At 71.0% G+C, this 10,673-nt stretch carries 8 protein-coding genes; 4 read left to right on the top strand and 4 right to left on the bottom strand.

What is annotated here, in order from left to right:
- Window positions 1–71: 71 nt before the first annotated feature.
- Window positions 72–1,940 carry a SpoIIE family protein phosphatase gene (locus tag ACFVW8_RS36095; RefSeq protein ID WP_389697713.1) on the bottom strand — a complete coding sequence of 623 codons (1,869 nt, stop codon included), beginning with the start codon at window positions 1,938–1,940 and terminating at the stop codon, window positions 72–74.
- 118 nt (window positions 1,941–2,058) lie between these two features.
- Window positions 2,059–2,220: a hypothetical protein gene (locus ACFVW8_RS36090; RefSeq protein WP_285565567.1), complete on the bottom strand. Its 162-nt coding sequence runs from the start codon at window positions 2,218–2,220 to the stop codon at window positions 2,059–2,061.
- Window positions 2,221–2,409: 189 nt separating this feature from the next.
- Here ACFVW8_RS36090 and ACFVW8_RS36085 point away from each other — a divergent pair, with 189 nt between their 5' ends.
- The 3 genes from ACFVW8_RS36085 to ACFVW8_RS36075 all read left to right on the top strand — a co-directional run bounded on the left by ACFVW8_RS36085 (window position 2,410) and on the right by ACFVW8_RS36075 (window position 7,521).
- Entirely contained in the window at window positions 2,410–4,068 is a 1,659-nt protein-coding gene (locus ACFVW8_RS36085) for an FAD-dependent oxidoreductase (protein WP_389697711.1), read from the top strand.
- Window positions 4,065–5,495: an ATP-binding protein gene (locus ACFVW8_RS36080; RefSeq protein ID WP_389697709.1), complete on the top strand. Its 1,431-nt coding sequence runs from the start codon at window positions 4,065–4,067 to the stop codon at window positions 5,493–5,495. Before ACFVW8_RS36085 ends, ACFVW8_RS36080 begins: the two co-directional genes overlap by 4 nt.
- A gap of 124 nt (window positions 5,496–5,619) precedes the next feature.
- On the top strand, window positions 5,620–7,521 hold the full coding sequence (locus ACFVW8_RS36075) for an ABC transporter ATP-binding protein (RefSeq protein WP_389697707.1): 1,902 nt from the start codon (window positions 5,620–5,622) through the stop codon (window positions 7,519–7,521).
- A gap of 85 nt (window positions 7,522–7,606) precedes the next feature.
- Here the strand turns inward: ACFVW8_RS36075 and ACFVW8_RS36070 are convergent, their stop codons facing one another.
- Window positions 7,607–8,452 (bottom strand): PepSY domain-containing protein, encoded by an 846-nt coding sequence (locus ACFVW8_RS36070; protein ID WP_389697705.1) that lies wholly within the window; start codon window positions 8,450–8,452, stop codon window positions 7,607–7,609.
- A 78-nt stretch (window positions 8,453–8,530) separates the two neighbouring features.
- A complete protein-coding gene (locus tag ACFVW8_RS36065; RefSeq protein WP_389697703.1) occupies window positions 8,531–9,928 on the bottom strand; it encodes an APC family permease in 1,398 nt (465 codons plus the stop codon).
- A gap of 367 nt (window positions 9,929–10,295) precedes the next feature.
- Here ACFVW8_RS36065 and ACFVW8_RS36060 point away from each other — a divergent pair, with 367 nt between their 5' ends.
- Window positions 10,296–10,613: a hypothetical protein gene (locus tag ACFVW8_RS36060; RefSeq protein ID WP_389697701.1), complete on the top strand. Its 318-nt coding sequence runs from the start codon at window positions 10,296–10,298 to the stop codon at window positions 10,611–10,613.
- Window positions 10,614–10,673 lie beyond the last annotated feature (60 nt).

The raw sequence follows: 10,673 nt of genomic DNA, 5'->3' as shown, positions 1-10,673 counted from the left end.
CAGCTACGGCGCCTTGCGATGCACCGCATCTGACGCCGCGCGCTGATCCACCAGGGATTACGGGACAGCCCTCAGGTGGTGGCGCCCCCCGTCTCCGGGGGCGCCTCGGCAAGCGCGAACCACGCCGTCTTGCCCTCGGGTTCGGGACGCACGCCCCATTGGTCGGCCAGGATGTCGAGCAGCAGGAGTCCGCGCCCCGACGAGGCCAGTTCGCCCGGGGTGCGCTGGTGCGGCAGCTCGTCGCCGCGGTCCATGACCTCGACGAGCAGCCGGCGCCGGCCGGTCTCCCCGGTGACGTACGCGGTGAGCGAGCCGTCCTGGTCGGTGTGCACGAGGACGTTGCCGAGGAGTTCGGTCGCCAGGAGCACCGCGGTGTCCACCTGGTCGGGCCGCGCCCAGTCGTACAGCAGCGCCTTCAGCTCCGCGCGGGCCTCGGCCAGTCCCTCCGCCTGGTCCTGCCCGATGGTCAGCACCAGTCGGCGCCGGTTCGCCTCGACCTGCGGCTGGCCGGAGTCGCGGCGCACCAGCAGGAGGGCGATGTCGTCGCCGTCGCGGGCGGCGGCGCCCTCCCGGGCCCCGGGTTCGGGGCTGAGCACGGCCGACATCAGCCGGTCCGCCATCCCTTCGAGGTCCTCGACGGGGCCGGGCGAGAACGCGTCGCGCACCCGCACCCAGCCGCTGTACATGTCGTGGCCGCCGTTCTCGATCAGCCCGTCCGTGCACAGCATCAGGACCTCGCCGTCGTGCAGGCGCAGGGTGTCGACGGGGTAGTCCTCCTCACCGGGCATCAGTCCGAGCGGCAGGCCGCCGCTGATGTGCTTGATCAGGCAGGTGCCGTCCGGGGTGCGCAGGACCGGGTGCGGGTGGCCGGCCCGTGCGATGTGCAGGTTGCCGGTGGACGGGTCGGCCTCGATGTAGATGCAGGTGGCGAACCGGTCCTCGTCGAGGGTGGTCAGGAAGCGTGAGGCCCGTGCCAGTACGGCGTCCGGTCCGTGTCCCTCTGCTGCGTACGCGTGCACGGCGGTGCGCAGCTGCGCCATCAGCCCGGCGGCGTGCACATCGTGGCCCTGCACATCGCCGATGACCAGGGCCAGCCGGCCGCTGGGCAGGTCGATGCTGTCGTACCAGTCCCCGCCGACCATGAGGCCTCCCCCGGTCGGCACATAGCGCGTCGCGACGCTCAGCCCGGTCAGCGCCGGGCCCGCGGTGCGCATGCTGAGGCGCAGACCGCGGGAGAGGGCCAGTTCCGCTCTGCTGGCCCGGGCGCGTTCGAGGACCTGGGCGATCATCCTGCTGGTGACCGTCAGCAGGGCGCGCTCGCTCGTCGTGAAGGCCACGGGTGAGCGGAAGGCGGCGAGCCACACTCCGACGACCCGCCCGGCGGTGACGAGCGGCAGGAAGGCCCAGGCGTTCCGGTCCTTACGCGCCGACAGCTGCCAGGTCGCGGGAAAACGGCGGCGGTACTCCTGCGTCGAGGCGAGAAACACGGCCCGGCCGGTCCTGGCCACTTCGGCGGCCGGGTAGCCGGTCGCCATCGGCATCCGGAATCCCTGGTCGGCTCCTCCGCCGGGCCGGAATCCGTACTGCCCCAGAGCGCTCAGGGACCCCTCGTCGATGCCGAACACGCACTGGCCGTCCAGCGGGAAGTCCGGGGCGTACAGCCCGGCGACCAGCCTGAGCGCCTCTTCGAGCGAGTCGGACTCCCCGATGGTGTGACCGGCGGAGAGCAGCAGCGAGTCGCGGCGTCTGCCCGCCTCGCCCGGCAGGGCGGCAGCTCCCGGTCCCCGGCCGTCCGGCGGCTCCCGACGAGGCGCGTCCAAGCTGTTCAGCGCGGCGATCTGGTCCAGCTCGGCCTCGAACCCGTCCGGTGGCGGCTCATGCCGTTCACCACCCATCCGGCATCCCCTCGTCCCGATGTCGTCGCCGACTGTTCGTTCCATGCTCCGACGGGGGAGCCGGGTCCGCAGTGCGAGGAACGGGCCGGCACCCGGCACGGGGGCGTGCCGGGTGCCGGAAAGCGGGGAACCGCCGGAACGGCGGGGCGGGGCCGGCCTGCCGTCAGCGGTACGCCGCCGACCTGCGTACATCGCTGAAGTCGATGGCCCGGTCGGCCTCGCGCAGAGTCTCCTCAGCCACTCGGCGCACCTCCGCCGGAACATCCCCGTGCTCCTCCACGAGACCGGCGTAGATCGGTGCCTCGGTACTGTCTGTGAAACTCACGTCGAACTGCCTCAATCGGTTGGGTATGCCATCGTTCGGCCGGAAACAGGGGCCGATTCTACGTGGTCCGCCTCCGGAGCCGCGGGCGGCACCGAGGCGTGGGCGTTCCGCCGTCGCCCGGCCTGTGCCGGCTGCCCCGCTTCCGATCTTCCGCCGCCGTTTGCTCGCCCGTACGGGAATGATGGAGCCATGGCGAATCCCACGATCCTGAGCGTCGACGACGACCCGGCCGTCTCCAGGGCGGTCGCCCGCGACCTCCGGCGCCAGTACGGCGACCGGTACCGCATCGTGCGGGCGCTCTCCGGTGGTGACGCGCTCGACGCGCTGCGCGAGATCAAGCTCCGCGGCGACCGGCTGGCGCTGATGCTGGCCGACTACCGGATGCCGCAGATGAACGGCATCGAGTTCCTGGAAGCGGCGATGGACCTGTTCCCGCTCGCCCGGCGGGTGCTGCTGACGGCGTACTCCGACACCGAGGCGGCCATCGACGCGATCAACGTCGTGGACCTGGACCACTACCTCCTCAAGCCCTGGAGCCCGCCCGAACAGCATCTCTACCCGGTGATCGACAGCCTGCTGGAGCTGTGGCACGCGACACCGGATCCGGGCGAGACACAGATCCGGGTGGTCGGGCACCGCTGGTCGGCGCCGTCCTTCGCGGTCCGTGACTTCCTCACCCGCAATCTGGTGCCCTACCGGTGGCTGCTGTCGGACGAACCGGAGGGGCAGGGGCTGCTGGCCGCCGCCGGACTGTCAGCGGCGGACGTGCCGCTGGTCGTGACGCCGGAGGGGAAGCCCCTGGTCTCCCCCACCGAGCGGGAGCTCGCCGCCCAGGTCGGGCTCAGTACCGTGCCCGCGTCGGACTTCTACGACCTGGTGGTGGTCGGCGGCGGACCGGCCGGTCTCGGCGCGGCCGTCTACGGCGCATCGGAGGGGCTGCGCACCATCCTGGTGGAGGAACGGGCGACGGGCGGGCAGGCCGGCCAGAGCAGCCGGATCGAGAACTACCTCGGCTTCCCCGACGGTGTCTCCGGATCCCAGCTCACCGACCGGGCCCGCCGCCAGGCCCTGAAGTTCGGGGCGGAGATCCTCAGCGCGCAACGGGTCGTCGCCCTGGAGGAGGCGGGAGCGGGCCGGGTACTGCATCTGGGTCCGGAGAGCTCCATCGCCGCCCACACCGTGGTGCTCGCCACCGGTGTCTCCTACCGGCGGCTGGCCGCCACCGGCCTGGAGGAGTTCGCCGGGGCCGGTGTCTTCTACGGCTCGGCCGTCACCGAGGCGCCGAGCTGTTCCGGGGAGGACGTCTACATCGTCGGCGGCGCCAACTCCGCGGGCCAGGCGGCGGTGCACTTCTCGCGCTACGCACGGCGGGTCCACATCCTGGTGCGCCAGGGCGATCTGACCCGTTCGATGTCCAGCTATCTGATCGACCAGATCAACGGCATCGACACCATCGAGATCCACCCGTGGACCGAGGTGTCCGGCGGCGCGGGCGACGGGCACCTCCAGCAGCTCACCCTGCGCGACAGCCGCTCCGGCGCCGAGCACACCGTGGATGCCTCGTGGCTGTTCGTCTTCATCGGGGCCGAGCCGCGCACGCAGTGGCTGGAGGGCGTCGTCGCCCGCGACGAGCGCGGGTTCGTCGTGACCGGACCGGATCTGGTGGCAGGGGGCGGCCGTCCGGCCGGCTGGCAGCTGCCGAGGGACCCGTATCACCTGGAGTCGAGCGTGCCGGGCGTCTTCGCCGCGGGGGATGTGCGTTCCTCGTCGGTGAAGCGTGTCGCTTCGGCCGTCGGCGAGGGAGCCATGGCGGTATCCCTGGTGCATCGCTATCTGGAGGCGCAGTGACCGAGTCGGACCGGCTTTCACCGGAGCAGTTGCGGACCCTGTTCCTGTTCGAGGAGCTGAGCGACGAGCAGCTCGGCTGGCTGGCGGAACGGGGCCGCGGGGAACAGCGCCCGGCGGGTTTTGTGGTGTACGAGGAGGGCGAGGCCGCCACCTGCTTCTATGTGCTGCTCGGCGGGGCCATCGCGCTCAGCCGGGTGCTGCACGGCGACGATGTGGAGGTCAACCGCACCGATCAGCGCGGGGTGTACACCGGTGCGACCCGCGCCTATCTGGGCGACCGGGTCGAGCAGCGGTACGCCCATACGCTGCGGGCGGTCACCGACGCCGAGTTCTTCGTGCTGCCTGCGGACGAGTTCGCGTACGCGGTGCGGACCTGGTTCCCGATGGCCCTGCATCTGCTGGACGGCCTGTTCTTCGGTACGCGGGCGGCCAACACGATCGTCAACGAGCGGGAGCGGCTGCTGGCTCTGGCCTCGCTGTCGGCGGGCCTCACCCACGAGCTGAACAATCCCGCGGCGGCCGCCGTGCGGGCCACCGCGGCGCTGCGGGAGCGGGTGGCCGGCATGCGCCACAAGCTCGCCATGATCGCGGACGGCCGGCTGGACGGCTCCGAACTGCACCGGCTCGTCGAGCTCCAGGACGACGCGGTGCACCGGGCCGCCAAGGCCACCGGGCTGCCCGCCCTCGCGGCCGCCGACGCCGAGGACACGGTCGGCGACTGGCTGGAGGAGAACGGCGTGTCGGACGGCTGGGACCTGGCGCCCACCCTGGTCTCCGCGGACATCGGCGTTCCGTGGCTGTCCTCGGTCGCCGGGACCATCGGCACGGACAATCTCGGCTCCACGGTGCGCTGGCTCGCGTACACGGTGGACGCGGAGCTGCTGATGGGCGAGATCGACGATGCCGTGACCCGGATCTCGGGACTGGTCGGCGCCGCCCAGCAGTACGCCCAGCTGGACCGGGCGCCGCAGCAGACCGTGGATGTGCACACCCTGCTGGACGCCACGCTGACGATGCTCCAGGCGAAGATCCCGTCCGGAGTGCGGGTAGTCAGGGAGTACGACCATGAGCTGCCGCAGGTCGCGGCCTTCGGCGCGGAGCTCAACCAGGTATGGACGAACCTGATCGTCAACGCGGTCGACGCGATGCCCGACGGGGGCACGCTGACGATCCGCACCTGGCGGGAGGAGGCCCGGCTGCTCGTCGAGGTGGCCGACACCGGAACGGGAATCCCCGCCGCGATCAGGCCGCGGATCTTCGAGCCGTTCTTCACCACCAAGCCTGTCGGTGAGGGCACGGGGCTGGGGCTGGACATCTCGTACCGCATCGTCGTCAACAAGCACCACGGTGACATCCGGGTCTCCTCGGAACCGGGAGACACCCGGTTCCAGGTGTGCCTGCCGATCGGTCCGCCTGACGAGGAATGAGATCCTGCGGGCCGGACGCGAGAGCGGTTGACCTCAAGTCCGCTTGAGATCTTAGCGTTCTGTCTGCACCCGGGCCGTGTCCAGCCACCGGGAGCATCGATACGTCGGACCCCGGAGGCACCGCATGAGTATGGAAGTCACCGCTTGGTCATCGCTGCACAGCGCGATGAACGCCCAACAGGACCGCAGGCCCTTCTCCCGGGCCACCGTGCGCCGGATCGCCTCCTTCGCCCGGCCGCGCCGCCGTGAGCTCTACCGCTTCCTGGTTCTGAGCGTGTTCACCGCTCTGCTGGCGGTGGCGACGCCGGTACTGGCCGGCCGGGTGGTCGACGCGATCGTGGACGGCAAGGAGAGCGGGACGGTGATCCGGCTGGCCCTGCTGATCGCCGTCATCGCGGTGGCCGAGGCGGCGCTCGGTGTGCTGACCCGCCTGCTGTCGGCCACCCTCGGCGAGGGCCTGATCCTGGATCTGCGCACCGCGGTCTTCGACCATGTCCAGCGGATGCCGGTCGCCTTCTTCACCCGGACCCGCACCGGCGCCCTGGTGAGCCGGCTCAACAACGATGTCATCGGGGCGCAGCGGGCGTTCAGCAACACCCTGTCCGGCGTGGCCTCCAACCTGGTGACCCTGGTGCTGACGCTCGGGGTGATGCTCACCATCTCCTGGCAGATCACCCTGCTCGCGCTCGTCCTGCTGCCGATCTTCGTCGTGCCCGCGCGGCGCATGGGGTCCAGGATGGCGCGGATGCAGCGTGAGGCGGCCGGTCACAACGCCGCCATGGGCACCCAGATGACCGAGCGGTTCTCCGCCCCCGGCGCGACCCTGGTCAAGCTCTTCGGACGGCCTGCCGACGAGTCCGCCGAATTCGCCGCCCGCGCCCGCAGGGTCCGTGACATCGGCATCCGTACGGCCATGGCGCAGTCGACGTTCATCACGGCACTCACCCTGGTGTCGGCGCTGGCGCTCGCGCTGGTCTACGGGCTCGGCGGCTACTACGCGATCCGCGGCACCCTGGAAGCGGGCGCGGTCGTGTCGCTCGCCCTGCTGCTCACCCGGCTCTACGCCCCGCTGACGGCGCTGGCGGGTGCCCGGGTCGAGGTGATGAGCGCGCTGGTGAGCTTCGAGCGCGTCTTCGAGATTCTCGATCTGAAGCCGCTGATCGCCGAGAAGCCGGACGCCCGCACGGTGCCGGACGGGCCGGTTTCGGTGGAGTTCGACGGGGTCTCCTTCGGATACCCGTCCGCCGACAAGGTCTCCCTCGCCTCCCTGGAGGAGGTCGCGACGCTCGACAGCCGTGGCGGCACCCAGGTGCTGCACGACGTCTCCTTCCGCGCCGAACCCGGCCGGATGGTCGCCCTGGTCGGCTCCTCCGGCGCCGGGAAGTCGACGATCGCGCAGCTGCTGCCCCGGCTGTACGACGCCGATGCCGGCTCCGTACGGCTGAACGGCGTCGACGTACGCGATCTGAGCGCGGCGTCGATCCGCGAGACCCTCGGCATGGTCACCCAGGACGGGCACCTCTTCCATGAGTCGGTCCGCGCCAATCTGGCCCTCGCCAGGCCGGACGCGAGCGAGGAGGACATCTGGGACGCCCTGCGCCGTTCCCGGCTCGACGGACTGGTCGCCTCGCTGCCCGACGGGCTCGACACGGTGGTGGGGGAACGCGGTTACCGGCTCTCGGGCGGTGAGCGCCAGCGGCTGACCATCGCCCGGCTGCTGCTGGCCCGGCAGCGCGTCGTCATCCTCGACGAGGCGACCGCCCACCTCGACTCGACCTCGGAGGCAGCCGTGCAGGAGGCGCTGGCCGAGGCCCTGGAGGGACGTACCGCCGTGGTGATCGCCCACCGGCTCTCCACCGTGCGGGCGGCCGACCTGATCCTGGTCATCGAGGAGGGCCGGGTGGCCGAACGCGGTACACACACCGAGCTGCTGGCCGCGGGCGGCCGGTACGAGGAGCTGTACCGGACGCAGTTCGAGTCGCCGACGGCAGTCGAGGCGCACGTGGAGTCCGTCCCGGCCGAATGACAGCGCCCTGGCATGACGGAATGAAGGCGCCCCCGGTCCGTGCGGACCGGGGGCGTCTTTCGGTGCGAGTCGTGCCGTGGGCGGGTCAGTCGTCGTCGACGTCCTCGCCGGTGACGGTGCCCTTGGCCGCGTCGACGTCGACCGTGGTCTTCTTCCAGTCCTTGCTGACGACGTCGACGGACCAGACGAGGACGTCCTTGTCGTTGGTGTCCAGGTCGAGGGAGGTCACCGTCCCCTTGGCCTTGTCCGTCGCGGCCTTGGCGGCCTGCTTCGGCGTCTGGGAGGCCTTGGCGATCCGGTCGGCCGTGCGGCTCTTCTCCTCGGCGTCCTGATCCTGGTCCTCGACGGACTGGAGCACCTTGCCGGAGACGGCGTCGATGCGCACGGTGTGCTCGGTGCCGTCCTTCGCGGCGACGGCCGCGACCCACTCCGGGCCGGTGGACGAGGGGCTGGCGGAAGGCGAGGCACTCCCGGACGGCGACGAGCCGGTGCCGCTCGGGGAGGCACTGGCGCCGGCCCCCTCGGACGCGGACGCGGATGCGGATGCGGACCCGGACGGGCTCGCGGACGCGTCGGTGTCGTCGTCCGACTTCCCCGGGCCCTTCAGGTCGAGCTCGATCAGCTTGCCGCCCTGGACGGCTCCCTCGGCCGTGGTGGCCGCCTTGTCGAAGGTGATCTTGGTGGAGTCCAGCAGCGTCTTGCGCTCCTGCTGGTCCTTGGTCAGCGAGGCACTCGGGCTGGGCGAGGCGCTGCCCGTCCGCTCCGGGACGGCGCGCGCGGCTTCGGAGGTCTCCGTGGACGTCGACGAGCTGCCGCTGTCCTGGCCGCAGCCGGTGAGCAGGGCGGCGGTCAGGACGACGCAGGCGGTGCCGGCCGCGCGGAGGCGGTGGGCACGGAGGAAACCGGATTTCTTGGGGGGTTCACATGTCATGCCCGCATGCCTAACCGCCCTGCGCGTCCGGCATGTGGGGTGACGGGTCGGAGTCACCCGATCAACCGCGTTCCGGTCTCAGACCAGGGTGTCCTCCGGGATGCTCACCAGCCAGCGGGTCTCCCGACGCGGCCGCAGATACAGGGCCCAGTAGAGCGTGGCGACCGCGGTGATCCCGCCGGTCCACACCAGGTACTCGGTGTCCTGCCGGGTCAGGATGTACGCGAGTACGACGATGAGCAGCACCGGTATCGCGGGCCAGAGAGGCATGCGCCAGGCCGCGGCCCCGCGGTGTGCGCCGCGGCGGCAGAGCAGGGCGGCCACGGCCACCAGCAGGTACATGGCGGTGACGGACACGCCGGTGACGCCGTACAGGGTGTCGAGGTTGACGAAGCAGAGGGCGGCGCCCGGCACGCCGACGATCAGCGTCGCCACCCAGGGCGAGCCGAACCGGCCGAGCCGGGAGAGTGCGTGGTTGACGGGGGCGGGCCAGGCCTTGTCCCGGGCGGAGGCGTACAGCACCCGGGAGTTCTGGATGACCATGACGATGCCGGCGTTGATGATGGCGAGGGCGACGCAGAGGCTGACGAACGTGCCCACGGCCGGGTTCGACCAGGCCTGGACCATCCCGCTCAGGTCTCCCGAGGTCAGGGCCGCAAGATCGGGGGCACCTACCGTGATCGCGATGACGGGGACGAGGATGACCGCGGTCGAGATCGCCAGGGTGGCGAGGACGGTGCGGGCCACGTTGCGCCGCGGGTCCTCCAGCTCCTCGGAGAGGTAGACGGCCGTGGAGAAGCCCTGCGTGATGAACAGGGCGATGGCGAGGCCGGAGACCACCATCATGGCGGTGACGTGCGAGCTCGTACCGCCGGACGAGGCCACCGAGCCGTGCACCAGGGCGGAGGCGCCCCGCTCGGAGTGGGCGAAGCCGAGCACGGCCACGACGCCTGCGGCGATCACTTCCAGGACGAGGAAGATCCCGGTGATCCACGCGTTCGCGCGCAGGTCGAGGAGGCCGGCGAGGGTGGCCAGGAGCATGACGCCCGCGCCGCCGAGGGGCGCCGGGATGTGCACCACCGGTGCGAGGTATTCGGCGGTCCCCATCGCGATGACCGGGGGCACGATCATCACGACGAGCAGGGAGAGCACGAACACGAGCCAGCCGGCCAGCCGACCGGCCATCGTGGACACCATCGCGTACTCGCCGCCGGCACTCGGGATGAGTGTGCCCAGCTCTGAGTAACAGAAGGCCACCGCGATACAGAGCAGAGAGCCGACGGCGATGGTGAGGGCCGTGTAGGTGCCGAGACCGGCGAACAGGTCGGGTACCACCACGAAGAGAGTGGAGGCGGGTGTCACGCAGGAGAGCGTGAGCAGGGTCCCTCCGACGACGCCGATGGAACGCCTGAGCTTCTGCGGGGTGGGTCCGGTCGCGGGGGCGAGCGTCTGGGGAGCGCTGAGCGTGTCGGTCATCGAGGCGGTTTCCGATCAACAGGTGCGAGTCTGAGCGCGGGAGCGGTATCGCCTCCGGACGAGGGGTGGTGGGTGGTGCCGTTGCTCCCAGCGCGTCATGCAATACGGACGCGTTCCGCAGGTCAAGAGCTAATTTCCTTCGGAATCCGTTGCTGTAGGCCTTCTGGGCAACGGTTTTGCGTCAAGAGCGCACCAGTGCAACGGGATCCGCCGCTGCGGGAACCGCAGCGGGGGTGCACGGAAAGTTTCGTTCAAATCCATGGACCGTTCAGGTCTGTGCGCCCGGAGGCGCTCCGACGACGAACGTCCCCACGGATATTGGTCCCCGCGGGTCGCGATCCGGCGGCTTTGGTGCGAGCCTGGATGCATGACCTGGGCGTCCTGGACGACTCGCGGAGTGTATTCGGGGCACGGCGGCGTGCTCACCGAAGAGGTCGGCCCGCTGTCCGGCGATCTGACCGTGCACACCACATGGGCCGATGACACGGCACAGATCACCGTGCAGTACACCGACGCGGCCGACTGGTTCACCATGTCGGGCAGCCCCGTTCCCTGCTCCTCGGAGGAGGACAGCCGGGCGCTGCACGAGGCCGTGGTGAACGCCGTCCGGCGGGGGTCCGCGGCCACGGTTCCGGCCGCGTGCCCGGAGCCGGAACGGCAGGCCGGGGAAACCGCCTCCGAGTAACCGCGCGAGCCGTCAGACCTGTTGCACATGCGTGCGCGCCCGCACGCGCAGGCGTACGGG

Source organism: Streptomyces sp. NPDC058221 (assembly GCF_042882365.1).
Lineage (GTDB): Bacteria > Actinomycetota > Actinomycetes > Streptomycetales > Streptomycetaceae > Streptomyces.
Note: the sequence above shows the minus strand (reverse complement) of the source record. Positions and strands in the feature narration are given on the sequence as shown.

Coding starts and splice junctions, on each gene's coding strand:
- ACFVW8_RS36085 (WP_389697711.1), top strand. CDS start 2,410: ATGGCGAATCCCACGATCCTGAGCGTCGACGACGACCCGGCCGTCTCC.
- ACFVW8_RS36075 (WP_389697707.1), top strand. CDS start 5,620: ATGAGTATGGAAGTCACCGCTTGGTCATCGCTGCACAGCGCGATGAAC.
- ACFVW8_RS36065 (WP_389697703.1), bottom strand. CDS start 9,928: ATGACCGACACGCTCAGCGCTCCCCAGACGCTCGCCCCCGCGACCGGA.
- ACFVW8_RS36070 (WP_389697705.1), bottom strand. CDS start 8,452: ATGACATGTGAACCCCCCAAGAAATCCGGTTTCCTCCGTGCCCACCGC.
- ACFVW8_RS36095 (WP_389697713.1), bottom strand. CDS start 1,940: ATGGAACGAACAGTCGGCGACGACATCGGGACGAGGGGATGCCGGATG.
- ACFVW8_RS36060 (WP_389697701.1), top strand. CDS start 10,296: ATGACCTGGGCGTCCTGGACGACTCGCGGAGTGTATTCGGGGCACGGC.